The sequence below is a fragment of the Nonomuraea angiospora genome, from assembly GCF_014873145.1.
Lineage (GTDB): Bacteria > Actinomycetota > Actinomycetes > Streptosporangiales > Streptosporangiaceae > Nonomuraea > Nonomuraea angiospora.
This window is the reverse complement of sequence record NZ_JADBEK010000001.1, coordinates 2,406,987-2,433,428: the sequence shown is the minus strand read 5'-3', so window position 1 is coordinate 2,433,428 and position 26,442 is coordinate 2,406,987. Positions and strand designations below refer to the sequence as shown.

General features: G+C 71.6%; 20 protein-coding genes. 8 read left to right on the top strand and 12 right to left on the bottom strand.

The window, feature by feature from the left end:
* Positions 1–36: 36 nt before the first annotated feature.
* The 7 genes from H4W80_RS11115 to H4W80_RS11085 form a co-directional block, all read right to left on the bottom strand.
* Positions 37–867: an SGNH/GDSL hydrolase family protein gene (locus tag H4W80_RS11115; protein WP_192785017.1), complete on the bottom strand. Its 831-nt coding sequence runs from the start codon at positions 865–867 to the stop codon at positions 37–39.
* Positions 868–941: 74 nt separating this feature from the next.
* Positions 942–2,123 carry a hypothetical protein gene (locus H4W80_RS11110; RefSeq protein WP_192785016.1) on the bottom strand — a complete coding sequence of 394 codons (1,182 nt, stop codon included), beginning with the start codon at positions 2,121–2,123 and terminating at the stop codon, positions 942–944.
* A gap of 196 nt (positions 2,124–2,319) precedes the next feature.
* Entirely contained in the window at positions 2,320–3,504 is a 1,185-nt protein-coding gene (locus H4W80_RS11105) for an ROK family transcriptional regulator (protein ID WP_318786809.1), read from the bottom strand.
* 56 nt (positions 3,505–3,560) lie between these two features.
* Positions 3,561–5,057 (bottom strand): glycoside hydrolase family 36 protein, encoded by a 1,497-nt coding sequence (locus tag H4W80_RS11100; RefSeq protein WP_192785015.1) that lies wholly within the window; start codon positions 5,055–5,057, stop codon positions 3,561–3,563.
* A gap of 28 nt (positions 5,058–5,085) precedes the next feature.
* A complete protein-coding gene (locus tag H4W80_RS11095) occupies positions 5,086–6,450 on the bottom strand; it encodes an ABC transporter substrate-binding protein (protein ID WP_192785014.1) in 1,365 nt (454 codons plus the stop codon).
* A 25-nt stretch (positions 6,451–6,475) separates the two neighbouring features.
* Positions 6,476–7,357, bottom strand: coding sequence for a carbohydrate ABC transporter permease (locus H4W80_RS11090; RefSeq protein WP_192785013.1), 882 nt, complete (start codon positions 7,355–7,357; stop codon positions 6,476–6,478).
* A gap of 13 nt (positions 7,358–7,370) precedes the next feature.
* Entirely contained in the window at positions 7,371–8,321 is a 951-nt protein-coding gene (locus tag H4W80_RS11085) for a carbohydrate ABC transporter permease (protein WP_192785012.1), read from the bottom strand.
* 226 nt (positions 8,322–8,547) lie between these two features.
* Here H4W80_RS11085 and H4W80_RS11080 point away from each other — a divergent pair, with 226 nt between their 5' ends.
* From H4W80_RS11080 to H4W80_RS11060, 6 genes are all read left to right on the top strand, one after another.
* Positions 8,548–10,884 carry a fibronectin type III domain-containing protein gene (locus H4W80_RS11080; protein ID WP_192785011.1) on the top strand — a complete coding sequence of 779 codons (2,337 nt, stop codon included), beginning with the start codon at positions 8,548–8,550 and terminating at the stop codon, positions 10,882–10,884.
* 172 nt (positions 10,885–11,056) lie between these two features.
* Entirely contained in the window at positions 11,057–11,188 is a 132-nt protein-coding gene (locus tag H4W80_RS62615) for a hypothetical protein (RefSeq protein WP_264085976.1), read from the top strand.
* Positions 11,189–11,530: 342 nt separating this feature from the next.
* Positions 11,531–14,347 carry an AAA family ATPase gene (locus tag H4W80_RS62610; protein ID WP_264085975.1) on the top strand — a complete coding sequence of 939 codons (2,817 nt, stop codon included), beginning with the start codon at positions 11,531–11,533 and terminating at the stop codon, positions 14,345–14,347.
* Positions 14,348–14,395: 48 nt separating this feature from the next.
* Complete coding sequence (locus tag H4W80_RS11070; RefSeq protein WP_192785010.1) at positions 14,396–15,391, top strand: alpha/beta hydrolase; 996 nt, start codon at positions 14,396–14,398, stop codon at positions 15,389–15,391.
* 103 nt (positions 15,392–15,494) lie between these two features.
* Positions 15,495–16,451, top strand: coding sequence for an alpha/beta hydrolase (locus H4W80_RS11065; protein ID WP_192785009.1), 957 nt, complete (start codon positions 15,495–15,497; stop codon positions 16,449–16,451).
* 41 nt (positions 16,452–16,492) lie between these two features.
* Positions 16,493–17,218, top strand: coding sequence for an alpha/beta fold hydrolase (locus tag H4W80_RS11060; protein ID WP_192785008.1), 726 nt, complete (start codon positions 16,493–16,495; stop codon positions 17,216–17,218).
* 22 nt (positions 17,219–17,240) lie between these two features.
* Here H4W80_RS11060 and H4W80_RS11055 read toward each other — a convergent pair whose 3' ends face one another.
* Positions 17,241–18,512 (bottom strand): PP2C family protein-serine/threonine phosphatase, encoded by a 1,272-nt coding sequence (locus H4W80_RS11055; RefSeq protein WP_318786808.1) that lies wholly within the window; start codon positions 18,510–18,512, stop codon positions 17,241–17,243.
* Between the two features lie 498 nt (positions 18,513–19,010).
* On the opposite strand from H4W80_RS11055, the gene H4W80_RS11050 reads away from it, so the two are divergent.
* Positions 19,011–20,774 carry a cellulose binding domain-containing protein gene (locus tag H4W80_RS11050; protein WP_192785007.1) on the top strand — a complete coding sequence of 588 codons (1,764 nt, stop codon included), beginning with the start codon at positions 19,011–19,013 and terminating at the stop codon, positions 20,772–20,774.
* Positions 20,775–20,950: 176 nt separating this feature from the next.
* Positions 20,951–22,060, top strand: coding sequence for a LacI family DNA-binding transcriptional regulator (locus H4W80_RS11045; RefSeq protein WP_318786807.1), 1,110 nt, complete (start codon positions 20,951–20,953; stop codon positions 22,058–22,060).
* Positions 22,061–22,074: 14 nt separating this feature from the next.
* Here the strand turns inward: H4W80_RS11045 and manD are convergent, their stop codons facing one another.
* The 4 genes from manD to H4W80_RS11025 are packed head-to-tail and all read right to left on the bottom strand — an operon-like array spanning position 22,075 to position 26,353.
* Positions 22,075–23,271: a D-mannonate dehydratase ManD gene (manD, locus tag H4W80_RS11040; RefSeq protein WP_192785006.1), complete on the bottom strand. Its 1,197-nt coding sequence runs from the start codon at positions 23,269–23,271 to the stop codon at positions 22,075–22,077.
* Positions 23,272–23,292: 21 nt separating this feature from the next.
* Positions 23,293–24,108, bottom strand: coding sequence for a carbohydrate ABC transporter permease (locus tag H4W80_RS11035; protein WP_192785005.1), 816 nt, complete (start codon positions 24,106–24,108; stop codon positions 23,293–23,295).
* The gene (locus tag H4W80_RS11030; RefSeq protein WP_192785004.1) at positions 24,105–25,046 is read right to left on the bottom strand and encodes a carbohydrate ABC transporter permease; all 942 of its coding nucleotides are present in this window, start codon (positions 25,044–25,046) and stop codon (positions 24,105–24,107) included. Before H4W80_RS11030 ends, H4W80_RS11035 begins: the two co-directional genes overlap by 4 nt.
* Positions 25,046–26,353 (bottom strand): ABC transporter substrate-binding protein, encoded by a 1,308-nt coding sequence (locus H4W80_RS11025; protein ID WP_192785003.1) that lies wholly within the window; start codon positions 26,351–26,353, stop codon positions 25,046–25,048. Before H4W80_RS11025 ends, H4W80_RS11030 begins: the two co-directional genes overlap by 1 nt.
* Between the last annotated feature and the right edge of the window lie 89 nt (positions 26,354–26,442).

Below are 26,442 nucleotides of genomic sequence, written 5' to 3'. Positions count from 1 at the left end.
CTCCGGAAGTGTGGACCTGAAGGACCCGGCCGGGACCTACAGCAGGGATCCGGCGAGCGGGATGTTCTGCGTCCGCAGGGCGCCGGTCACCAGCCGGGCGATCCGCCGGGCGCCGTACGCCTCGAAGTGGGTGTGGTCGTTGCAGAAGAACTGCCCGACCGGCCCGGAGGTGTAGTCGCCGTTGTTGGGGCACAGGCCCAGGGAGTTGTAGTAGTCGACGCTGAGGGTCTGCAGGTCGATGACGGGGGCGCCGGTGGCGGCGCCGGCGGCGAAGGTCTGGCTGACGAAGCCGCGGTTCTTCACCGCGGTGCCGCCCGAGCAGGTGATGGCGGCGACGGCGGTGAGCAGGATCGGGTGGGCGCCGCGGGCCAGCGCCGCCTGCGCCATCGTCGTCATCAGCTGCTGGTAGCGCGCGGTGCCGACGTGGCGCGGGCAGGTCGTCGAGCCGTCGTTGATGCCGAACTGGATGAACAGGTAGTCACCGGCCTTCATGCCGGTGAGCACCTGCTGCCATCGGGACGAGTAGGTGGTCGAGCTGAGGACGCACTCGCCGTTCGAGCCGATGGTGGAGGTCACGTTGCCCTCGTAGAGCCAGGTCTGGATGCTGCGCCCGGCGACGGCGAGGTTGTTGACCACGATGTTGCTGTGGAACAGCGAGTCGAACTCGGTGCCCCAGCCCACGGGGCAGGCGGCACCGGGGTTGGCCATGGTCGAGTCGCCGGCCAGCCAGACGGTCGTCGTCGCGGCGGCGGCGGCCGCCGCGCCGGGCCGGGCGCCGCACGCGGCCGAAGCGGCGTTCGGGGCGGCCAGCGACAGGGACAGGAACAGCATCAGAGCAGAGACGATCGATAAGTGGACCTTGCGCATGGTCTCTCCTGCCAGTCAGAGAGCGAAGGAAATCGCGCCGGCGGCCGCGGCGGCGGACCGCCGGCGCGGAGCAGTCAGCACCAGGTCAGCGTCGAGTTGTTACGGGTCACGTTGCTGATCGTGTTGTTGCTGCCGGTGCAGGGGCTCCACCTGATGCCGGTGTTGGAGACCGTCAGGTTCTGGAACCTGATGCCCGACGACGGAGCGAACTCCGTACGGGCCGCGATGCGGACCTCGCCACCGCCGCTGATCGTGCCCGACACTCCGGCGATGACGACGTTGTAGCAGTTCTCCACCAGGACCGAGTTGTTTCCGGTGTTGGCGATGTCGACCCGGTCGATGGTGGCGCCGCCGCTCTCCGAGACGCAGAAGACGCCCCGGCCGCCGCCGCGCGCCTTGACGGTGCCCACCCGGATGTTGTTCGGGTAGGCGCTGCCGACCCGGCCGTTGCGGTTGGCCATGCGGAAGGCCGCGTACCCGGTGCCGGCGCCGGCGTTGTCGGCGTCGACGGTGCCGACCGTCGCGTTGATGGTCTGGTTGAGCAGCAGGCCGGACTCGCCGACGTTGCGGGCTGTCACGGTGCCGACGGTGAGGCCGTCGACGCCGTAGGTCTCCATCGCGTGCGAACTGGCTCCTTGCACGTACACGCTGTCGACCCGGACGTTGCGGGTCCACTGGCTGGTGTCGCCGCGGTTGTCGATGCGCACGCCGAGGCCCGCGCCGAGCCGCATGTCGATCTGGCCGAGCCAGACGTTCGTGACGTTGCGCAGGAAGATGCCGTAGATCGGGGTGCCGGTGACGTTGAGGTACGGGACCTCGATGTTCGAGGTGCCGCGCGAATAGACCGGCGCGTAGTCGCCGGAGCCGGAGCCGGTCACGTTGATGGTGCCGCAGACCGACAGGGAGGTGTAGCTCGGCAGCGAGATCCGGCTGCCGGCGCTCATCGTGCCGTTGCCGCGCACCACGACCCGCTGGATCGAGGTGCGCCCGGCCGTGAGACTGCCGATGCCGGCCTGGACCGCGGCCCGGAAGTCGGTGCCGGTGTAGACGCTGCCGCCGGCGCTGTTGCGGGCGGTCCAGGTGCTGCCGCTGACCGTCACCTGCGACTGGAAGGTGCCATCTCCGCAGGCGGCGGCGGACGCCGCGGACGGGCCGAGCACGATGCCTGCCCCGGCGCCGGCCGACAGGATGGCGAGCGCCGCGACGATTCGGGTGAACCGACGACGTAGTCCCTTAGGTGCTTTTCTGGTACGCATTTTTCTCCCGTTGACGGGGGCGGGGGAGATGGCGGCCGCGCTTTGCCGCCGGGCGCGCTTGACCTGGATAAAAACGTTTCACGTCGCCTCGACAACGCGACCTTAAGTAGTCCTGGCAAACCGTGTCAATCGGCCAGTCAGACGTGTGCAGTAGTAGTGCAGGACAATCAGCCGGCAGTTCGGAATCCGCGCGGGATCAGGCGCGCGGAGCGACCGGCGCGAGCAGGCCCGCGCCGAAGAGGCGGGCGTCCACCTCGTTGAGGGCCAGGCGCAGCGCGCCCAGCGCGACGCTCTCGTCGCCGAGGGTGGAGGCGCGGATCTCCGGGACGCGCAGGCAGGTGCGGCGCAGCTCGCGGGCCAGCTGGTCGAGGATGAGGTCGGCGGAGCGGGAGAAGCCGCCGCCGAAGACGACGACCTGCGGGTCGAGGGTGAGGACCAGCGCGGCGGTGCCGACGGCGAGGTCGCGGGTGTAGCGGCGGACGGCGGTCCTGGCCGCCTTGTCCCCGGAGCGGGCGGCGTTGAACACCCACGCGGCCGCGTCGTCGGTGTCGATGCCCTTGGGCAGGCTGGCGCAGTTCTCCAGGTGGGAGGGCGCGGCGAGCCAGCGGACGGCGCGCAGCGCGCCGATCTCGCCGGCCGCGCCGCCGTAGCCGCGGCGCAGCGTGCCGTCGATGATCAGGCCGGCGCCGGTGCGCATGCCCGCCAGCAGGTAGACGATGTCGTCGGCGTCGCGGGCCGCCCCCTGCCAGCGCTCGGCGAGCGCGGCGAGCTTGCAGTCGTTCTCCACCTGGATCGGGCAGGAGAAGCGGGCGGCCAGGTGCTCGGCCGGGTTCACCGTCTCCCACCCGGGCAGCGGCGTGAACAGCGTCGTACGGCCGCTGGCGTCGACCGGCCCGGTCACGCCGACGGTGATCGCCCAGATGTCCTCCGGGCGCAGGCCGGACTCGGCCAGGCACTCCTCGACGGCGGCGTCGACGACGGTGAGCCGCGCCGCCGGGTCGGCGTCGGGATCGACCGGCAGCCGGGTGGTGCACGTGACGGCGCCGTCGAGGTCGGCGAGCATGGCCAGCACCTTGTGCGCGCCGACGTCGACGCCGAGCACGTGCCCCGCTCCGGCGTTGAACCGGTAGCGCCGGGCGGGGCGCCCGACGACGCTGCTGCCGTCGGGCTCGACGACGGTGAGCCAGCCGTCGGCGACCAGGCCCTGCACGATGACGTCCGTCCCGGGCCGCGACAGCCCGGCGCGGGTGGCCAGCTCCGTGACGGTGGACGGCGGGTTGCCCCGCAGCGCCCGGACGATGGAGAGCGCGTTGAGCTCCCGCATCCTGGTCACGTCCGTCCCGGTCGTGACCAGCGTCCCGGTCGTGACCTGCTCCGTCACCGTCGCCCCCGATCCCCTGGATAACGCTGCGCTCTTTACAAAAGGGTAGTGCGTGGTCAGGTGATCGGATACAACTGCCCGCCGGGGGCGACGGCCGGGCCGAAGTCCACCTCGCGGCCGTCGACGGCGAACACGTACCGGCCCTTCCGCACGACGGCGGGCTGGGCCGACAGGTACGCCGTCAGGTCCGTGAGCTCCTCCGCGCTCAGCCACCCCGGCGGGTCGGACACCGCGCGGAAGCCGCACACGTTCGCCAGGTCGCGCAGCCAGCCGAGCTGCCGGCCGGTGAGCAGGTTGAGGCGGCTGCGGAAGTAGACGACGTCCGGATCGACCTCGGCCAGCGGCGCGTGCCAGAGCCGGTGCAGGGTGTTGACCACGGCGTTGCGCGCCATCGCGTCGGAGGGGTCGTCGCTGGCGTGGTTCTGCCACATCGGCGCCACGTCCGGCCCGCTGCGCAGCCCGTCGAGCAGGCCGAGCGAGGGCAGCAGGATCGCGCCGCTGCCCAGCAGGTACACCTCCTCACCCGCCGTCCGCCGGATCAGCTCCAGCGCCTGCCGGTAGGACTGCTCGCGGCCGATCCCGCCCTGCCGTACGCCGGGGGCGGCGCCCGCGTTGACGAAGTCGAGCTTGAGGTAGCCGAAGCCCCACTCGTGCACGACCTTCCCGATGAGCCGCGCCACGTGGTCGAGGGCGTCGGCCCGGGACAGGTCCAGCGCCCAGTAGCCGGTGCCCCAGTTGTGGCCGGCGACCACGGGCTCGCCCCGTCCGTCCCGCAGCAGCAGCTCGGGCCGCTCGCGGGCGGTGCGCGAGCCCGGCAGCACGATGAACGGCGCCAGCCACAGCCCCGGCGTCAGCCCGGCGTCGGCGATCCGCCCGGCGAGCGCGCGCATCCCGGACGGGAACTTGGCGTTCGGCTCCCAGTCGCCGACGGCCTCCTCCCAGCCGTCGTCGACCTGCAGCACGTCGAAGGGCAGCCCCTTCAGCGCGGCGATGTCCTCGGCGAGCCCCGCCTCGGTGATGCCCTCGTAGTAGGCGTACCAGCTGCACCAGACGTTCCCGGCGCGCCGCTCGCGGCTGCCGAGGCTGGTGGCGAGCGCGCGGGTGTAGGCGCCGAAGACCTCCTCCTCTTCGCCGTAGGCGAGGAACCACGGCGCCCCGTCGTCCTCGTACCAGCCGGCGAGCGTGTCGCGGTCGGCGGCCAGGCGCGGGGTGCCGAGGCCGAGCGCGCCGAGCAGCAGGACCCGCCCGTCGCCGCCCTGGAGGGCGGCGACGGCCGAGGAATGGTGGCGGGACGGGTCGTCCCAGACGGGGTCGTCCGCGGTGGTGCGGCGGCGCGGGTCGGCGATGCGCAGCGGCGGCTCGGACAGCCGCCGCCAGCCGCACGGGCTCCACGAGTTCTGCCCGTGCCGGTAGAACAGCGCGTCGCCGAGGCCGTGCAGCACGGCCACCCGGCCGGGCGGCAGCACGACGCCGCCCTCCGTCCTGCGAAGTGGCTCGGAGCCGGTCGGCTCAACGGCTACGGTACGGCCTGCCAGCTCGACGAGCAGCGGCATGATGCTCCTTCTTCTGTACGTTCGGGGCTCAGGTGAAGAGCGCGTTGACCTGGTCGTTGGCCTTCTTCAGGCCCTCGGCGGTGCCGACCTGGCCGAGGACGATCGACTGGATGGCGTCCTGCACGATCTGGCTCACCTCATTGCCGTGGTCGGTGATGGGCAGCAGGAACGTGCCGCCGGCCGTCTTCGTCGGGTCGAGGTAGGCGCGCACGTCGCGGCCCTTGGCCTGGTGGGCGGCCGCGGCCTTGTCGCCGGCCGCCTTGATCGCGGGGAACACGACGGCGTTGCCGGCGACGAGGTCCTGGCAGCCGGCCGAGCCGAGGAACTTCACCCACTTCCAGGCCTCCTCCTGGTGCGGAGTGCCGGCGAAGATCGCGTCGGACAGGCCGTTGATGGCGGTCTTGCGCACGCCGGCCGGGCCCAGGGGCATCGGGGCGAGCGCGAACTTCTGCTTGGCGTCCGGGCCCAGGTAGGAGTTGATCGTCCACGATCCGGCGAAGGTCATCGCGCCCTTGCCGGCGTTGAGTACCGCGTCCCTGCCCAGGGTGGACTGCTTGTCGAACTTCGGCGCGTACCCCTTGTCGATGAGCCGCCTGTACCAGTCGATGGTCTGGGCGAGCTTGGGGTCGTCGTACCGGTAGCGCGTTCCCCAGGGGTTCTTGTCCAGGTACGTCCACCCGTTGGCCACGGCCAGGTCGCCCCAGCCGTTCTGGCCCTGGGACCCGTCGGCCCACTCCGGCAGGAAGCCGTACACCTTGACGCGGTTCTTGTCGAAGGCCGGGTCGAGGCCGTCGCGCCCGTTCTCGTCGACCGTGAGCTTGGCGATGACCTGCTGGAGCGTTCCGCCGTCGGTGGGGTTCCAGGTGAGGTTCGCCATCTCCTCGGGCTTGATCTTCTGCTCGGCGAGCATCGTGCCGTTGTAGACGAGCGCCATGGTGTCCCAGTCCTTGGGCAGGCCGAACCGCTTGCCGTCCTTCACCCACAGGTCGGCCAGGCCCTCCTGGTACTGGGTCAGGTCCACCTTGTCCCGGTCGACGAACGGCTGGATGTCGAGGATCTGCCCGCTGCCGACGAACTGCGGGTAGTAGGAGCCGTGGTCGGTCCACACGTCCGGGGCCTGGCCGGCGGCGAGCTGGGTGGTGAGGCTCTGCCAGTACTGGGCCCACGCCGTCTGGGTGATCTTGACGGTGATGTTCGGGTTGGCCGCGTGGAAGGCGGCGGCGCAGGCCTGGTACGACGCGAGCTGGTTGTCGTCCCAGAGCCAGTAGTCGATCGTGACCTTGCCGCCGGCCGCGGCGTCCTGCGCCTGGCCGCCGCCGGACCCGCAGGCGGTCAGCGCGCCCGCGAGCGCCAGCGACAGCAGCGCCAGTCCTGCCCGCTTGGTGGTGTTCATAGGTCGGTGCCTCTCTTGCGGGGGGTTATTTGATTCCGGAGAAGTTGAGGGACTGGACCAGCCGCCGGCCGAGGAAGATCAGCAGCAGCAGGACCGGCAGCACCGAGAGGGTCGAGCCGGCCATGAGCCCGGTCCAGTCGGGGCGGGTGTTGGGCGACTGCTGCAGGAAGACCCCGAGGGCGACGGTGAGGACGCGGGTCTGCTCCTCGCGCCCGACCAGCAGCGGCCACAGGTAGTCCTTCCACGCCCACACCGTCGTGGTGAGCCCGATGGTGATCAGCGGCCCGCGGCTCATCGGCAGCACGATGCGCCAGAACACGCCCCACGGGCCGTTGCCGTCCAGCCGGGCCGCCTCCTCCACGTCGCGCGGGATGGACAGGAAGAACTGCCGCAGGAAGAAGACCGCGAACGGGGTCATCAGGAGCGTCGGGGCCACCATCCCGGCGAACGTGCCGACCAGGCCGAGGTTCTTCACCAGCACGAAGTTGGGCAGCAGGGTGAAGACCGGCGGCACCAGGAGCGCGGCGATCACGACGCCGAAGACGAGCTCGCGCCCGGGGAAGCGCAGCCGGGCGAACGCGTACCCGGCCATCGCGCAGAAGAACGTCTGCGCCGTCGCGATGAGGCCGGTGTAGACGACCGAGTTCAGCAGGTAGCGGGCGAAGTCGATCCGCGCGCCCGACCCGCCCGCCGCGCGGGCCTCCTCCTGACTGGTGAGCCCGAGGATGCGCAGGAAGTTCACCGTCGTCGGGTGCCGCGGGAACAGGGCGCCGCTGTCGGTGTAGAGGTCGGCGGCCGGGGTGAGCGCCGTACGGACCATCCAGTAGAAGGGGAACAGGGTGAGCACGAGGGCCACGGCCAGGACGGCCCAGGCCGGCAGCCGGCCGATGTTCGCGATGCGCCGCAACGTGTTTCTCTCCTCAGGCCAGGTCCGAGCGGGACGCCCGCAGCAGCCGCATCTGCACGACCGTGAGCACGCCGAGGACGAGCGCGAGCAGGAGTGCCGCCGCCGAGGCGTAGCCCATGTGGAAGTACTGGAAGGCGTGCTGGTAGATGAAGTAGTAGATGACCCTGATCGCGCTGCTCGCGCCGCCGCCGCGCGCCGCCACCGCGACCGTGTCGAAGATCTGGAACGAGCCGATCAGCGACACCACCAGCACCAGGGCGAGGACGGGCCGCAGCATCGGCAGCGTGACCGAGCGGAACATGCGCAGCTCGCCGGCGCCGTCGAGGGCGGCGCTCTCGTACAGGTGGGGCGGGATCTGCAGCATGCCGGCGTAGAGCAGGAGCGCGGTGTAGCCGGTGTACGCCCAGGTGTTGACCATCCCGATCGTCGGCATGGCCCACTCGGGTGAGACGAAGAAGCCGACCGTGCCGAGGTCGAGCGCCTTGAGCAGGTGGTTGACGAAGCCGAGGTCGGCGTCGAGCAGCCAGATCCAGATCAGGCCGACGGTGACGTTCGGCACCAGCCACGGCAGCAGCAGCATCGCGCGCAGCGCCACCGACCGGGTGAGGCGGTGCATGAGCGCGGCCAGGAGCAGCCCGAGCAGCAGCTGCGAGCCGATGTTGACGACGACGTAGTAGACGGTGACCGCGAGCGAGTGCCAGAACTGGGGGTCCCGCACGAGCCGGGCGTAGTTGTCCCCGCCGACGAAGGCGGGGGCGCTGAGCAGGTTGTAGTCGGTCAGGGAGTACCAGATCCCGCGGACGGTCGGGTAGCCGTAGAAGATCACGAAGCCGGCGAGCGCGGGGATCAGGAAGAGCCACGCCGCCCGGCGGTCGTCGCGCGGCCGGGCCCGTCTTCGCCGGTGGGCATCGGCGCCGGCATCGTCGCCCGGCTCGGCGACCTGCGACCGTTCCGCGGTCCGCATCGTTCTCATCATCGTCCTCGGCGCTCGGTGAAATTGACCTCTTGTCACACGGTGACTTCCGAATAATGATGTGAGCCATCGGAAGTTTGTCAATAGCTCCTCATAACTCGGCGAGCGTACGGCAACCTTTCCGAGCCCTTCCGTCCCACGTCAACCCCCATGCGGCGGGCTCTTCGCGGCCTGCCGCAGGCTCCCGCCGCCCGCGTATTTCGGAGGTTCCTCAGCCATGCCTGCCCTTGTGCCGCCACCCCGGCGGCGTCGCCGCGCCGTCCTCGCGGCCCTCGCCGCCGTCGCGCTGGCCCTGTTCCCGGCCGCCCCGGCGTGGGCGCTCGCGCCGGTCCCGGGCGGGGTGCCGCCCCGGCCGCCGGCCCCCGCCACGCCCGATCCGTCGCTCCAGGCGCATCCGCTGGCGTCCGCGCCCGCGCCGCTGGACAACCCGCTCAAGGGGTTCGCCCGCTTCTACTGGCCCGGGAGCGACCAGAGCACCGGCTACCCGCACTCCCTCACATGGAGCTATTTCGGCCTGTCAGAGGTGATGACCGATCCGGCCGACTGCTCCACCTACGACTGGTCGATCCTGGACGACGCGCTGAACGAGACCGCCTCGTACGGCAACCAGGCGGCCGTGCGCTTCTACCTGGAGTATCCCGGCGGCTCCGGGACCCACCCGGGCAACGCCATCCCGCGCTGCTTCGACGGGCACGTCACGTACCGGACCAACACCTACTGGGGCACCACCAGCCCGGACTACGACAGCCCCTACCTGCTCGGCGCGCTGAGCGACTTCATCGCGGCGTTCGGCGCCCGCTACGACGGCGACCCGCGCATCGGGTTCATCCACCTGGGGCTGGTCGGGCTGTGGGGCGAGTGGCACACCTGGCCGTTCGACACCGACACCAGCGGCGACACCTATCCGAACTTCATGCCGACCGACGCGCACGCCGCGCAACTCCTCCAGGCGTACGACGACGCCTTCGACAGGACCAAGCTGGAGATGCGCTACCCCGACTCGGCCGCCGGCGCGGGGACGAACCGGGACATCGGCTACCACGACGATTCCTTCTGCTACCGGGAAGGCTCGCCGCCGGCCGGCGTCACGCTGCCGCGCTCGCTCGGCGGGGCCGGCTACGCCCAGCTCCAGCGGGCCCTCGACGCGGGCGCGGAGAACAAGTGGATCACCGCGTCGATGGGCGGGGAGGTCCGGCCCGAGATCCAGTCCTCGGCGTTCGCGTCCTGGCCCGGCGGCTCGGGGCAGGTCGACAACATGAAGGCGTGCATCGAGCTGGAGCACACCACCTGGAAGATCAACGAGCAGAGCCAGAGCTACGCGCCGGGAGACCCCAACGTCGCGGCCGCCGTCCGGCTCATGGGTTACGACCTCACCGTCGACAACGCCTACTTCAAGAACACCGCGAACGGCACCACGAACGTGGGCGTGCGGATCCGCAACAACGGCGTGGCCCCGTTCTACTACCCGTGGACGGTCACCCTCGGCCTGCGGAACGGCTCCGGGACCGTGGTCAGGACCTTCGACACGCCCTGGGACCTGCGCACGGTCATGCCGCTGAAGATCCGCGCGTTCCCCGACTGGGGCGCGGGACCGGACCCCGCCTACCTCGACTACGGCTACCCGCAGTACTTCCAGACCGGCGTGAACCTCTCCGGCGTGCCCGCCGGCGGCTACCAATGGGTCCTGCGGGTGAAGAACCCCCTGGAAACCGTGTCCGCGAACGCCAAGAGGCTCCGTTTCGCCAACGCAACCCAGGGCGCCGACGGCTGGCTCGGCCTCGGCCCGGTCACCGTCGGCGCCGGCGGCGGCACGGACACCACGGCGCCCACCGCGCCCACCGGGCTGACCTCCCCGTCGCGCACCACGACCTCGGCCGCCCTGTCCTGGACGGCGTCCACCGACGACGTCGGAGTGGCCGGATACCGGATCTACCGCGGCGCCGCCCAGGTCGGGACCTCGGCGACGACCTCCTACACCGACACCGGGCTGAGCCCCGCGACCTCCTACACCTACACCGTGAAGGCGTACGACGCCGCGGGCAACACCTCCGCCGCGTCGGCCCCCGTCACCGTCGTCACCCTGCCATCGCCGGCCGGGGGGCTGGTCCTGGACGACTTCGACGGCGATCCGGCGTACCCGTCCGCCGCGCGCAACGACCTCGGCCGGTGGACCGGCGGCAACTGCTTCCTCAACGGCGGCGGCTCCGGCGCCGTGTCCGGCGGGGCACTCGGCCTGCGCTACGACAACTGCGGCTGGTTCGGCAGCGACGTCAACACCGATCTGTCCGCGTACACCCATCTCGTCGTGCGGATCAAGGGCGCGGCGGGGGGCGAGCAGGCCCACTTCAACCTCGGCCTCGGCGGGGCGAGCAAGGTCTTCGGCGACTTCACGCTCGACGGAGGGGGCCATCCGGCCGTCACCACGGCGTACCAGGACATCAGGATCCCGCTGGCGGCCAACGGGATCGACCGGGCGTCCCCCGGGCAGCTCGCGATGGGCTTCTGGTACGGCGGGAACAGCACCATCACCATCGACTCCCTCTCGTTCCAGTGACGTGGGGGGAGGCCCTCGACACCGGCCTCCCCGCGTCCTCCTGCGGTCCCGAGCCGCAGGAGGACCCTCAGGTAGCATCCGTGCGGGTGAACAGCGAAACGGATCCGGCAGCCGAGGGTTGCCGTTGGCGTCCTTGGCCCAGGGCAGGTCGATCTCGGCGAGGTAGAAGTCGTTGTCGTCGATCAGGACCGTGCCGTCGTCCTCCTCGACCTCCAGCATGCTGCCCTCGGGGGCGGAGATCGGGAAGCGGAACTCGGTCGGCGCCGGGGCGTCCTTGATGATGGTCAGCGCGCGGGCGATCTGACCGGTGCGCTGGTGGGCGTAGGCCACGCTGGGCTGCTTGGCGGCGTAGGTGACCAGGCCGGGCAGCGGCTGGCTGCCGGCGCCGTCGGCCTCCGGCAGGCCGATGCCGATGCCGGTCTCGCTGACGGTCGCGACCAGCGTACGGTCGGGGTCGGTCGCGATGGCGAAGGGCCGCTGGACGTCGCCGTCCGGGATCTCGGTGGGCGGCGCCGTCCTCGCCTCTTCGCGGGACCGTAAACGTTTGCTGTCTTCTGGAAATCGCCCAAACTGGCATTAACTGGCAGAATAAGGCCGCCTGCCTGCGCAGCCGCCTGAGAGGCATCGGTACGACGGGGGACACACCATGGATGAGCGGGGGGTGCGCATCGACGGCGCGAGCGAGGAACGCGGGACTCCGCCCGGCCTCACCACGACGCTGATGGGCCGGGAGAGCGAGCTCGCCCGGATCGTGGACGTGATCGACGGGGACAGGAGCGGGCCGCGGGCGATGCTGCTGCTCGGGGAGGCCGGCACGGGCAAGACGGCGCTGCTGGCGGCCGCGGCCGGCCACGCGCGGGGGACCGGAAGCCTGGTGCTGGCCTCGCGCGGCTGTGAGGCCGAGGTGGAGCAGTCGTTCGCCGCCCTGCACCAGTTGCTTCTCCCCCTGCTGCCCGAGGTGGACGAACTTCCCGAACACCAGCGGGAGGCGCTGAAAGCGGCGTTCGGGATCGTCGCCGCCACCCGGCAGCACGGCCCGATGCCGCTGCGCGTCGGAGTGCTGAACCTCCTGGCCCGCGTCTCTTGGAGCCGGCCCGTCCTGCTGGTCGCCGACGACGTGCAGCACTTCGACCGCGACACGCGCGACGTCCTCGGGTTCGTGATGCGCCGCCTGGCGGGCCACGACGTGACGGCGCTGCTCGCGGCGCGGGGCCACACGCCTCCGGACGGCCTCAACCCGGACCTGCCCGTGCTGTCCCTGGCCCCGCTGAGCCGCCGGGCGGCCGCGCGCCTGCTGGACGCCCAGCCGCAGCCGCCCACCGGCCGGGCCAGGATCGACCTGCTCGAACAGGCCGCCGGAAACCCCCTGGCCATCATCGAGCTGTCCCGCGCCGTACGGGCGGGGCAGGCGGTGCCCGGCGGCGGGCTGCCGCAGACCCTGCGCATCCAGGAGATGTTCGCCGCCCAGCTGCGCGCCCTGCCGGCCGGCACCCAGCGGCTGATCCTCTACGCGGCCGCCTCGTCGGACCACGAGGACCTGGAGACCATCATGGCCGCGGCGGGAGCCGGACCGGATCTCGGGGTGTGGGCGCCCGCGGAGGACGCCGGTCTCATGACCATCGCCGGCGGCCGGGCCGCCTTCCGGCATCCGCTCGTGCGTACGGCTTCCTACGACGGAGCCCCGGCGCACCTGCGCCAGCAGGCGCACGCCGATCTCGCGGCCGTCCTCGACGCCGACCCCGCGCGCCGGGCCTGGCACCTGGCCGCCGCGTGCCCGTGGCAGGACGAGTCCGTCGCGGCGGCGCTGGAGGACACCGCGGAGCTCGCCGGACGCCGCGGCGGCTTCTTCGCGGCGGCGCGGGCGCTGGAACGGGCCGCCGAGTGCAGCCCGGGCGCCGCGGATCGGGCGCGGCGGTACGCCAAGGCGCTGCGGGCCGCCCAGAACGCCGGTGACCCTTCGTGGGTGCGCGAGCTGTACGACAAGGTCACCGCGCTGACCGCGGACCGGGACCTGCTGGGCGTCGCGGCCTGCGGCGCCGGCATCGCCCTGTCGCTGTCCGGCCACCAGCGGCAGGGGTTCCAGGTGTTGATGAGCGCGCTGGAGCCGGATCCGCCCGGGGACGGCATGACGGTGCTCGCCCTGGCCGCCGTGCTCCAGGCGGTCGCCTTCCAGTCCGGCCTGCCCGAGATGAGGCGGCCGATCGCGGCCCTGCTCGACGGGCTCGAGGCCGGCGGCCGCGAGACGCCCTACGCCGAGCTGACGACGACCGAGGCCTTCGAGGCGGTCCGGGCCGTGGCCCTGGCCGGGGCCGACCCGGTCCAGGCCCCCGAGCTGCTGCGGCGGATCCGCCGCCGGCCCGGCACGCAGGAGCCGCCGACCGGCATCGCGGACCTGACCCGCCTGCACGCGGCCGGCGGGATCGCCTGGTACGCCGACGAGTCCGACCTGTGCGTGGAGTCCTTCCGGCAGGCTTTCGCCCTGCTCACCGCGTACGGCTCGATGGGCAATGCCGCGCCCTCGCTCGCGGCGATGGTCTCGGCGCTGATCGACACCGGACGGTGGGCCGAGGCCGAGGAGCAGCTGGAGGAGACCGCGACGCTGGCGGCCGTGCAGAAGCTGAGGCATCTGGAGATCGACGTCGAGGCGCTGCGGACGACCCTGCGAGCCCTGCGCGGGCAGCCCGCCGACCTGCCGGCCGATCCCGCCTGGACGGCCGTCGGCCTGCGGGAGAACCGCGCCACCCATGCCCGCCTGCTGCGCGCCGCCGGCACGGCCGCCGCCGCGGCGGGCGACTTCGACGGGGCCTTCCGCCACTTCCGGCTGCTGTTCGGCGAGGACGGCGTACCCCTGCACTATTTCCTGTCGCACCGGTCGATCGCCGACCTGGCCGCGGCCGCCCAGCGGACGGGCCGGCAGGAGGAGGGGGCGCGCGTCGTCGCGGCGGTGCGCGCCGCGCTGGGCGCACGCCCGACCACCCGGATGACGCTGCTCCTGCACCATGCCGCCGCGCTGACCGGCGAAGCCAGGGACGCCGAGCACCACTTCCGGCTCGCCACGGTGAACCCGGCGGGGGAGCAGTGGCCGCTGGCCCGGGCACAGGCCCGGCTGCACTACGCGCAGTGGCTGCGCAGGAAACGGCGGCCTCTGGACGCCCGCCCGCTCCTGGCCACGGCGCTGGAGTCGTTCACCCGGCTCGGCGCCCGCGGCCTGGCCGACGAGGCGCGCGTGGAGCTGCGGGCCAGCGGCGTCGCCGCGGCGCCCGCCCCGGCGGACCCGCTGGCGGAGCTGACCGCCCAGCAGCGCCAGATCGTCCGGCTGGCGGCACGGGGACTGCGCAACCGGGAGATCGCCGAGCAGCTCATGTTGTCTCCCCGCACGATCGGCTCCCACCTCTACAACGTCTATCCGAAGCTGGGCGTCAGCAGCCGTCACCAGCTCCGCGACCTCTTCGATGACCTGTGACCACCCGCGCGTACGATCGGCACACCCGGCGAGCGAAAGGTGAGGGACGTGGGAACTGATCCCGCCACGGACGGCGGCGCCCGCGAGGGGCCGGCCGTCGTCCTCGATCCCCTGGTCCAGAGGCTCGTCGACGCCTCGGCGGCACCGCCGTACCTGCACCAGCTCGGCCCGGTCGACGGCCGGGAGGCGCTGCTGGAGACCCAGGACCACCAGCGCGACGACTTCGACGTGGCGGCCGAGTTCCAGGTGGCGCCGGTGGGGCCGTCCGGGCTCGCCGGCTTCTGGGTGTTCCGGCCGCTCCGGCCGACCGGCCCCCTCCCGGTGGTCGTCTACCTCCACGGGGGCCGCTGGATGCTCGGCGACGCGCGGACCCACGCCCGGATGATCTGCGAGCTCGCCGCCGCCAGCGACGCCGCGTTCGTGGTCCCCGAGTACAGCCGCACGCCCGAGGCGCGCTACCCGGTCGCCGTCGAGGAGTCGTACGCGGTGCTGACCTGGGTGGCCGAGCACGCCGCCGACCTGCGGCTGGACGGCCGGAGACTGGCGGTCGGCGGCGACTGCGCGGGCGCCACGATGGCGACGGCGCTGACCATGATGGCCAAGCGGCGCGGCGGGCCGCGCATCCGGGCCCAGCTGCTGTACTACCCGATGACCGACCCGAGCTGCGACACCGCCTCGCAGCGGCGCTTCGCCTCCGGCTACCTCCTGACCCGCGCGGCGCTGGAGTGGTACTGGCAGCAGTACACCGGCGACGAGCACGAACGCGCCGAACCCACCGCCGCGCCGGCACGGGCGAGCGCGGCGGACCTGGCGGGGCTGCCGCCCGCCCTGATCGTCTCCGCGGAGGCCGACGTCGTCCGGGACGAGGGCGAGCAGTACGCGCGCCGGCTGCTGGCAGCGGGTGTACCGGTCACCGCCGTGCGATATCTGGGCACCGTCCACGACTTCGCGTCGCTCAACCCGCTGCGGGACAGCCCGCCGGCGCTGGCCGCCGTCCGGCAGGGCGGCCTCTTCCTCAAGGACGCCCTGGCCGCCCGTCGCTGACGTCAGTCAACTTACTGATGCGTCCGGGGCGGCCGGTTGCGATGCTGACCTGCGTAAGCCGCCCACCGGCGGCATCTATGCGCATGGAAAGAGATCAGGCAGCATGTCCGACATCAAGCCCGTCCTCGAAGAGGCCGCACAGGCGTTCGCCGAGGCGACCAAGAACCCGCCGTTCCTCTACGACCTCGGCCCGGTCGAGGGCCGCAAGGCCGTCGACGGCGTCCAGGACGGCGACGTCCCCGTGCCGGACGCCGACGTCGAGGACCTCACCATCCCCGGCGGCCCGTCGGGCGAGGTCTCCATCCGGATCTTCCGGCCCGCCGGCGCCCAGGGCACCCTTCCCGCGATCCTCTACATCCACGGCGCCGGCTGGGTGTTCGGCAACGCCCACACCCATGACCGGCTCGTCCGCGAGCTCACCGTACGGGCCCAGGCCGCGACGGTCTTCGTGAACTACAGCCTCTCCCCGGAGGCGAAGTACCCCACCGCGATCGAGGAGATCTACGCCGCGCTCCAGTGGATCTCCGAGCACGGGGCCGAGCACGACCTCGACCCGGCCCGCATCGCGGTGGCCGGCGACTCGGTCGGCGGCAACATGACCGCGGCCACCACCATCCTCGCCAAGCGGCGCAACGGGCCCAAGCTGGCCGCGCAGCTGCTGTTCTACCCGGTCACCGACGCGAACTTCGACACCGGCTCCTACGAGCAGTTCGCCACCGGCTACTTCCTCAGCCGCGAGGGCATGAAGTGGTTCTGGGACCAGTACACGACCGACCCCGCCCAGCGCGCGGAGATCACCGCCTCGCCGCTGCGCGCGAGCCTGGACGAGCTCGCCGGGCTGCCGCCGGCGCTGGTCATCGTGGCCGAGGCCGACGTGCTCCGCGACGAGGGCGAGGCGTACGCCGCCAAGCTGCGCGCCGCCGGCGTGCCGACCACGGCCGTGCGCTACCAGGGGATCATCCACGACTTCGTCATGGTCAACGCGATGCGCGACACGCACGCGGCGAAGGCGGCCACCCGGCAGGGCGGCGAGTTCCTCCGCGACGCCCTGCGCCCTTGAGCGCCCCGGACAAGCCCACCCCTGATCAAGGAGCCCTCCCCATGACGGACAGCACCACTCCCACGGTCGTTCTCGTGCACGGCGCGTTCGCCGACGCCGCCAGCTGGAGCGGCGTCATCGCCGAACTGCAGGAGCACGGCGTTCCCGTGGTGGCCCCGCCCAACCCGCTGCGCGGCCTGGCCTCCGACGCGGCGTACATCGCCTCGGTGGCCGCCCAGATCGACGGCCCCGTCGTGCTGGCCGGCCACTCCTACGGCGGCGCGATCATCACCGTGGCCGGCGCGACCGCCAACGTCGTCGGCCTCGTCTACGTCGCCGCGTACGTGCTCGACGACGGCGAGAGCCTCGGCGAGCTGCAGGGGCGCTTCCCGGAGTCGCCGCTGGGCGCCAACCTGCGGCAGTCGGCCTACCCGGTCGAGGGCGCCGGCCCCGCGGTCGAGGTCACGATCGCCCCCGAGGCGTTCCCGGAGATCTTCGCCGCGGACGTCCCCGCCGAGGTCACCAAGGTGCTCGCGGTGGCGCAGCGGCCTCTGGCCGCCGGGGCGTTCACCGAGACCGCGGCCACGGCGGCCTGGAAGACCAAGCCCTCCTGGGCCCTCGTCGCCGCCGCCGACCAGGCGATCAACCCCGAGGTCCAGCGGTTCGGCGCCGAGCGGGCGGGCGCGACCGTCGTCGAGGTCGAGGGGGCCTCGCACGCCGTCGCGGTCTCCCGTCCCAAGGACGTGGCCGGCCTGATCCTCGAGGCGGTCCGGGCCACCTCGGCCTGACCGGTCCCTCGCTCGACGGGTTCTACAGCCGGGTGACCAGCAGGGCGACATCGTCGCCCGCGCCGCCGCTGATGCCCTGGGAGCTCAGGGCGACGTCGGCGAGGCACTCGGGGGTCAGCCGGCTGCACCGGGCGAGCGCGCCGGTCAACCGCGCCAGGCCGACGTCGATGTCCTCGCCGCGGCGCTCGATGAGACCGTCGGTGTACAGGACGAGGGTGTCTCCCGCGGTGTAGGGGAGCTCGGCCTGGGGGCGGCTGACGTGGTCGGCGCGGGTGCCCAGGGGAGGGTCGGTGGCCTGGTCCAGCAGCGCGTAGGAGCCGTCCGCGTGGAGCAGGACGGGCGGCAGGTGCCCGGCGCTGCTGTAGGTGATGCGGCAGCCCGCGGTGTCGATCACGGCCTGGACCGCCGTGGTGGCCAGCGCGCCCTCGAGGGAACGGGCGTACAGACCGACCACCTCCAGCGCCGGGCCCGGCTGCTTGAGCGCGCGGATCGCCGCGCTGAGCGCGCTGCGAAGCATGCCCATGACCGCCGCCGCCTCCAGGCCCTGGCCCACGACGTCGCCGACCGCGACGGCGAAACAGCTGTCCGGCAGATCGACGACGTCGTACCAGTCGCCGCAGATGTTCAGCGTTCCGACGGCGGGCAGGTAGCGCACCGCGATCTCGGGGTGGAGGTCCAGGTCAGGGGAGTAGAGCATGGCCTCCTGCAACGTGAGCGCGACCTGGCGTTCACGGGCGTGGGCATGGCGCAGCTCCTCGTTCAGCCGCTGCAGCTCCTGCGCCCGCGCGTACAGCTCCGCCTCCATCGTCTCCGTCTGCCTGTCGGGCGATCGGGCAGAGCAGGTGTGGACGAACTCCGTCACGTCCTCCACCCGGTGGAGGATCCACGACACCGTCCCGTCCGGCGCCAGGACGGGGGTGTTGATCGGGGACCACCAGCGCTCCTCGAACGCTCCGGGGCGGTCGGCGAGCGGGATGTCGTACTTCTGCAGCACCATCGTGTCCGGCTCCCGGTGGGCCAGCACCCGGTGCAGGGAGGCGCGCAGGTTCTTCACACTGTCCGCGCAGGGGTCGTCGGGGTTGTCGGGGAAAGCGTCGAAGATGTGGCGCCCGATCAGATCCTCGGCGGTACGGCCGGTCGCGCGCAGGTAGGCGCGGTTGACGTCGACGATCATCAGGTCCGGATCCAGCACGAGGCACGGGCTCGGCGTGGCGGCGAACAGCGCCGCGTAATCGATCCGCGGCGTGCCCGGCTCGGGTGCGCCCTGCCTGCGCGGGCTGGCGATCCTGCCCACGCCATCCACTCTACGAGGTGTTTCGCCTGCTCACAGCATGCGGTCCCGGTGGCGATCGGCTCCAGCCGTGTGCCCGGCTGGAGCCGATCGCCGTTTTCCGTCAGCCCAGGTGCAGGCTCCCGAGGAGCTGCTGCACCGAATGCAAGAGTGCATGGAGAAGCGACGCCAGGGCGTTCATGACAACACCGCCTTCACTCAGAGTGATGATCGAGTTACTCTAAGTTACATCATGCGGGGCTGTGTCCCTTGATTCGAGCCGACCGCGCGGGCCTGTGTCGGCTCGGGTCGAGTGCGGCCGGCATGCAAGAAACATTTCGAGGCATTGGCTTTGAAAGTTTCAAGAGCGCTCTTCGAGCGGAAGCGCCCCTGCCTCGGGGTCCTTCCGCTGTCGCCCCCTCCCTGGCCGACTCCCGTTGACGCTGTTGTTAACGCTTCCTACTCTCCGCGAGAAACTATCTCGCCAGATCTCGGAAAACTTTCTCGCCCCAGGAGGGCATCATGAGAGGGTCCTTGAGGAGACGCATCGCACTGGCCGCAGCCACGGTCGCGGTCGCCGCCGGGTTGTCCCCCATCCCCGCCCCGCCGGCCTCCGCCGCCGCGACCGCCACCGTCTCGGTCGACGCCGGTCAGACGCTGGCCACCATCCCCGCCGCCGGCGTCGGCATGAACGTCGCGGTGTGGGACGGGCGGATGAACGATCCGGTGACCTCCACGCTGCTGAAGGACGCGGGGGTCAAGGCCGTCCGTTACCCGGGCGGCGGCTACGCCGACGGCTACCACTGGCAGACGCACACGGTCGAGGGCGGCGGGTACGTGGCGCCCAACACCGGGTTCGACGCGTACGTGGCCACCTCCCGTGCGGCCGGCGCGCAGCCGATCGTCACCGCGAACTACGGCTCGGGCACGGCGCAGGAGGCCGCCGACTGGGTGCGGTACGCCAACGTCACCAAGGGCTACGGCATCAAGTACTGGGAGATCGGCAACGAGGTGTACGGCAACGGCCACTACGGCGCCGAGTGGGAGATGGACAAGCACGCCAGCAAGAGCCCCGCCACGTACGCCACCAACCTGCTCGACTACGTCACCGCGATGAAGGCGGTCGACCCCACGATCAAGATCGGCGCGGTCCTGACGACGCCGGGCAACTGGCCGGACGGCGTCGTCGGCCCCGGCGACACGATGGACTGGAACCGCACCGTCATGTCCATCGCCGGCTCGCGGATCGACTTCGTGATCGTCCACCACTACCCGAACAGCGCCAACGAGGCCGAGCTCGTCACCAAGCCGCAGGCCGAGGTCCCGGGCATGACGAGCGCGCTGCGCGCCCTGATCAACCAGTACGCGGGCGGCAACGCCCCCAACGTCGGCATCGCCGTCACCGAGGACAGCTCCAACTACGCGCTGAACACCTCGCCGTCCGGCCTGTACGCGCCGGACGTCTACCTGACCTGGATGGAGAACGGCGCGTTCAACATCGACTGGTGGAACCTGCGCAACGGCACCGACTGCAGCAAGGTCACCACCATCCAGGGCGCGACGGACTACAACGACGGCGGCGTGGTCTCCAGCGGGGCGTCCTGCGAACCGGCCGCCAACACCCCGTTCCCGCCGTACTACGGCATCCAGATGATGACCAATCTCGGCGCCCCCGGCGACGCGCTGGTGCGGACGACCTCCTCCACCGCGATGCTGTCCACGCACGCCGTCAAGCGCGCCAACGGCGACGTGAGCGTCATGCTGATCAACAAGGACCCGAACAACGCCACGACGGTCAACCTCTCCTACAGCGGCTTCACCCCGTCCTCGGCGACGCCGACCGTGTACTCGTACCTGAAGAACGCCTCCTCGATCGGCTCGGCCTCCACCGGCAGCGCCGCCACCCAGACCGTGCCCGCCTACTCCATCGTGGTCGTCCAGCTGCGCGCGGGAAGCGGCAGCGGGACCGGCGCCTGCCGGGTCGACTACACCAAGAACGAGTGGCAGGGCGGGCTCACCGCGAGCGTGACGATCAGGAACACCGGCGGCGGCGCGGTCAACGGATGGCGGCTGACCTTCACCTTCCCCGGCGACACCAAGGTGACCACCGCCTGGAACGCGAGCGTGACGCAGAGCGGCGCCGCGGTGACGGCCACCAACGCGTCGTACAACGGCGCCATACCGGCGGGCGGCTCCCAGTCGTTCGGGTTCCAGGGCACCTGGACCAGCAATGACGCCAACCCCACCGGCTTCGCGCTCAACGGGTCCGCCTGCTCCGCCGGCTGACCTGATCACCCGGTGGTCTCCGAGCCGCCGCCGTGCGGGGTCCGACCAACACACGGAGGGGGCTTCACCGGACGGGTGATCGGCATGTACGCCGCGTCCGGCACGGTGCGGTTCGACTGGTTCGACTACGAGCCTCTCGATCACGGCGTCCGGCCGGGGCAGGTTATCCTTGCGCCGTGAACGGCCCCGCGACGGGCGACCGGACGGGGCCGACGAGGAGGGGAGCCAGGTTGTCACACGCCGAGTCGGGCGAACCGGTGGCCGACCGGGAAGGCCCGCGAGGCGATGCGTCCAGACCCGTGACGATCTCCTACATCGCGGAGACCGCCGGAGTGTCGATCCCCACGGTCTCCAAGGTCATCAACGGCCGTTCCGGCGTGTCCGCGGGCACGCGGGCCCGCGTCGAGGCCCTGATCAACGAGTACGGATACCGCAGGACCAACCGCAGCAACCTGATGGAGCTCGTCTTCGACGAGCTCGAGCACATGTGGGGGACCGAGATCATCCGCGGGGTGGAGCGGGTGGCCCGCGAGCACCGCGTGGCCGTCGTGCTGACGGAGTTCGGCCCGGAGCGCAACGCGGTCCACTTCCCGAGCGAGGACACCCTCGCCCGCCGCCCCGCCTGCGTGGTGACGGTGGCCCAGCTGTCGGCGGAGCAGCGTGACCAGCTGCGCGCCAAGGGCATCCCGTTCGTGGTCTTCGATCCCGCCACCGAGCTGCCGGACGACGTCCCCTTCGTCGGAGCGACGAACTGGGCGGGCGGGCGGTCGGCCACCCGCCACCTGATCGAGCTGGGACACCGCCGCATCGCGATGATCGGCGGCCCCGACCGGACCCTCTACTGCCAGGCCAGGCTCGACGGCTACCGCTCCGCCCGCGAGGCCGCCGGCCTCCCGGTGGAGGCCGGCCTCGTCGTACGCACCCCGCTCACCACCGAGCACGGCCGCGCCGCCGCGCTGGAGCTGCTCAACCGCCCTGAACGCCCCACGGCGATCTTCGCCTGCAACGACCTGCAGGCGATCGGCGTCTACCAGGCCGCGCGGACGATGGGGCTGCGGATCCCGGCGGACCTGAGCGTCGTCGGCTTCGACGATCTGCCCATCGCCGCCCTGGTCGACCCGCCGCTGACCACCGTCCGTCAACCGCTGACCGAGATGGCCGCGGCCGCCACCGAGCTGGCGCTAGCCCTGGGGCGCGGGGAGGAGACGCCGCAGGCCGGGCTGGAGCTGGCCACCACCCTCACGGTCCGGGAGAGCACCGCCCCACCCGCCGGGCGCGCGGACTGAACCGGCTCGCCGCCTCACCAGTCGTGGATCGTTCCGTCCTGCAGCCGGTTGATCGGCAGGTACGCCGGCTCGTACGGGTGCGCGGACGCCAGCTCCTCGTCGAGCTCGATGCCGAGCCCGGGCGCCTCGCCCGGGTGCAGGTACCCGTCGGTGAAGGTGTAGGCGTGCGGGAACACCTCGTGGGTCAGCGGGGTGTGCCCGGCGTACTCCTGGATGCCGAAGTTGTGGATCGCGAGATCGAGGTGGATCGCGGCGGCCATGCCGACGGGGGAGATGTCCTCGGGCCCGTGGATGGCGCTCTTGATCTGGTGCTGCGCGGCGAAGTCGAAGAGCTTGCGCAGCGGTGACACGCCGCCGAAGTGCGTGACGGCGGAGCGCACGTAGTCGATCAGCTGCTCGCCCACCAGCGTCTGGTAGTCGAAGACGGTGTTGAAGACCTCGCCGATCGCCAGCGGGGTGGTCGTGTGCCGGCGGACCAGGCGGAGCCCGTCCTGGTTCTCGGCGGGCGTGCAGTCCTCCAGCCAGAACAGGTCGTACGGTTCCAGGTCCTTGCCGAGCCGGGCCGCCTGGATCGGCGTGAGACGGTGGTGGGCGTCGTGGAGCAGCACCAGCTCCGGCCCGAACTCCTGGCGTACCGCGTCGAAGACCCCGGGCAGGCTGCGCAGGTAGGCGGCGGTGTCCCAGTCCTCGACCACGGGCCGGGCGGCGTCGGACGCGGCGTCGTGGCCGACGCCGTACACGCGCTCGAGTCCCGGGACGCCCGTCTGCACGCGGATCGCCGGGTACCCCTCGGCCAGCCGGGCGCGGATGGAGTCGAACAGCTCGGGGATGTCCCGCCCGCTCGCGTGCCCGTAGGTGCGGACCCGCTCGCGGCTCGCGCCGCCCAGCAGCTGGTACAGCGGCAGTCCCGCGACCTTCGCCTTGATGTCCCAGAGCGCGACGTCGACGGCGGCGATCGCCGCCATGGTCACCGGTCCGCGGCGCCAGTACGCGCCCCGGTAGAGGGACTGCCAGGTGTCCTCGATGCGGTGGGGATCGGTCCCCAGCAGCAGCGGGACGACATGATCACGCAGGTAGCCGACCACGGCGAGCTCGCGACCGTTGAGGGTCGCGTCACCCAGGCCGGTGACGCCTTCGTCGGTTTCCACCTTCAACGTGACGAAGTTGCGGCCCGGGCTGGTCACGACCACTCTGGCGTCGACGATCTTCATAACAACCTTTCGGGGAGGGGCTCAGCCCTTGGTGGCGCCGGCGGTCAGTCCGGCCACGAGGTACTTCTGGCCGAGGACCGCGACGATGACGACCGGCACCGTCATGAGCGTGGCGGCGGCCATCAGGCCGCCCCAGTCGGTGCTGGCGTAGGAGATGAAGTTGAACAGCGTCACCGGCGCGGTCTGGGTGGTCTCGTCGGAGAAGATCAGGGCGAACATGAAGTTGTTCCAGCTCGCCACGAACGCCAGCACGGACGCGGTCGTGGTGCCCGGCGCGGCCAGGGGGAGCGCGATGCGCCAGAAGGCGCCGAAGACGGTCAGCCCGTCGGTGCGGGCGGCCTCCTCCAGCTCGATCGGCAGCCCTTCGAAGAACCCGATCATGATCCACAGGATCAGCGGCACGGAGACGAACATGTGGCTGAGGATCAGCACGGTGTAGCTGCCCACCAGCCCGGCCTGGGCGAACAGGTAGTACCAGGGGACGAGCAGGGAGATCGCCGGGACGATGCGCGCCACGAGGACGAGGGATCCCGTGCGGTGCATCCTGAACCGTCCCACCGCCCACGCGGCGGGCACGGCGATGACCGCCGAGAGCACGGTGGACACGACCCCGACGATCAGGGAGTTGCGCAGCGACTGGAGGACCTCGCCGTCGGCCAGGACGTTGCGGAAGTTGTCCAGGGTGGGAGAGAAGATCAGGCCCACGCCGGGGTCGGTGACCTGGACGTTGGTCTTGAACGCGGCGGCGAACATCCAGACGATCGGCAGGACGAATCCCAGGCACACGATCGTGATGGCGGCGCCGCGCAGCCAGGACAGGACGCGGGTGGATCTCATGCGGACCCCCTTCCGGGGCGGCGCCGGAGCAGGGCCACGACGCCGATGATGGCGAGGGTGAACAGGACCAGGACGGCGGAGGCGAGGCCGTACTCCTGGTAGTCGAAGGTCAGGCCGTAGGCGTAGACGTTGAGGGTCTCGACCTCGAAGGAGGATCCGCCGCCCGGCCCTTTGGTGGCGTACAGGATGTCGAAGGTCTTGAGCGCGTCGATGGAGCGCAGGACGACGGCGGTGGCCAGCGTGGGCACGAGCATCGGCAGGACGACGTACCGGAAGCGCTGCCACAGGCCGGCCCCGTCCACGTGCGCGGCCTCCTCGGGCTCCTCCGGCAGGGTGGACAGCCCGGCGAGCAGGAGCAGCGTCATCATGGGCGTCCACTGCCACACGTCGATGAGCATGAGGATCGGCAACGACTGGGTCACCGAGCCGAGGAACTCCTGCGGCGGGATCCCGACGGAGGAGAGCAGGTGGTTGGCGATGCCGTTGGTGGGGTCGAGGATGAGCAGCCAGAGGATCCCGACCGCCACGGGGGTGGTCAGCAAGGGGATGACGAGCACGGTGCGGACCCAGCGGATGCCACGGAACGGCTTGCGCATGAGCATGGCCAGGGCCAGGCCCAGCACGGTCTCGATCAGCACGGCGCCGACCGTGAACAGGGCGGTGCGCTCGACGGCCGGCCAGAAGCGGCGCGAGTCGGTGAGCGCGTCGGCGAAGTTCTGCGGGCCGACGTAGCCCTTGCCGGCGTTCACCGCGCCGAAGGCGTCGGTGAGGCTGAGGTTGAGCGTGAAGGCCAGCGGAAAGACGATCATCAGCCCGACGAACGCGAGCGCGGGGGCGAGCATCGTCCACTTCAGCCGCCTGTTGGCCTGCTCGAACGAGCGTGGCCGGCCGCGGTCGGCGGCGCGGCTGATCGGCGGCGCGGTCCGGGTGGCGGACATCAGGCCTCCCTGTGACGGTTGTCGCGGATGAGGAAGTCGGCGAACTCGGCGTCGGCCTCGCGCGCGACCGGCCCCACCGGCTGTCCGAGGATGCCGGCCACGAGCGGCCGGCCGATGATGTCCCGGGCGCGGCCCACCTGCAGGACGTCGGGGCGGTCGAGCCCCACCCCGGTCCGCGCCTGCGCCTGCATGCTCCTGGCGAGGTCGGCCGGGAACGAGGCCAGGGTGGCCGGGTCCGACCACGCCGACTGCCGGGCTCCCGGGATCCCGCCCGCCTGCAGCCGCCTGACCATCTCCGGGCTCGTCGCCCAGCGGAGGAACTGCCAGGCCTCGTCGCGCAGCCGCGAGAACGCGCTGATGCCCAGGCTCCAGGACGGGATGTTGAAGGGCCGCGCGCCCGCGGGGCCGGCCGGGAACGGCGCGAAGCCGACGGTGTCCTGGACGGTCGAGATCTTCGGGTCGAGGAAGTTGGTGTAGATGGCGTCGGCGTCGACGTAGAAGGCCGCCTTGCCCTGGGCGAAGATCGGCATGGCCTGCTCCAGGCTCATGTTGGTGGCGCCGGGCGGCCCGGCCCGCTCCAGCAGCCGGCCGTAGTACTCGTAGGCGGTGATCGCCTCAGGCCGTCCGATGCCGGATCGCCCCTGGAGGGTGAACGCGCCGCCGAAGGAGTAGAGGAAGCTCGACCACATGGTCACCGCGCCGCTGCGCTGGCCGCGGCCGACGTACCCGAAGAAGTTGCGCTGCCGGTCGGCGAGCCGCAGCGCCGTCTCCATGAGCTCGTCGAGCGTCGCGGGCGCCTTGACCAGGTCCTTGCGGTAGTACAGGACCGGGCGCTCGGTCACCACCGGCACGCTCAGGACCTTGCGGGCGGTGACGGAGCGCTCGCGCGGCGCCTGCAGGAAGTCGGCCCAGTTGTAGGCCGCGTCACCCTCCACCAGGCCGGTGAGGTCGGCCAGCCAGCCGTTGTGGGCGAAGAGCAACTGCTCCTGCAGCGCCCGGACCATCATGACGTCGATGTCGGTGGCCGAGGCGTTGAGCTTGACGTTGTAGCTGTTGGCGAGCTGGTCCGAGGTGAGCAGCGACATCGACACGCGGCGGCCGATCCGCTCCTCGAACTCCGGCAGGTGCTTCCTGATCGCCTGCGACCAGACGTGGTTGATCGCCATGATGCGTAGCGGCGTGTCGGGGGAGGGCTTACCGCCGCCGGTCGAGCAGCCTCCGAGTGCCGCCCCTCCGATGGTGACTGCCATCCCGGCCGCGATCTTGCCGAAGGTACGGCGAGTGGGGTTCTTGCTGGTGATGGACATGGTCTCGCTCGGTCTCTCTGCAGCTTGGTCCAACTGGTAGGACCAGTCGGACCATAGCAGTCCCTTTTCATCATGACCAGCCCGAGGTG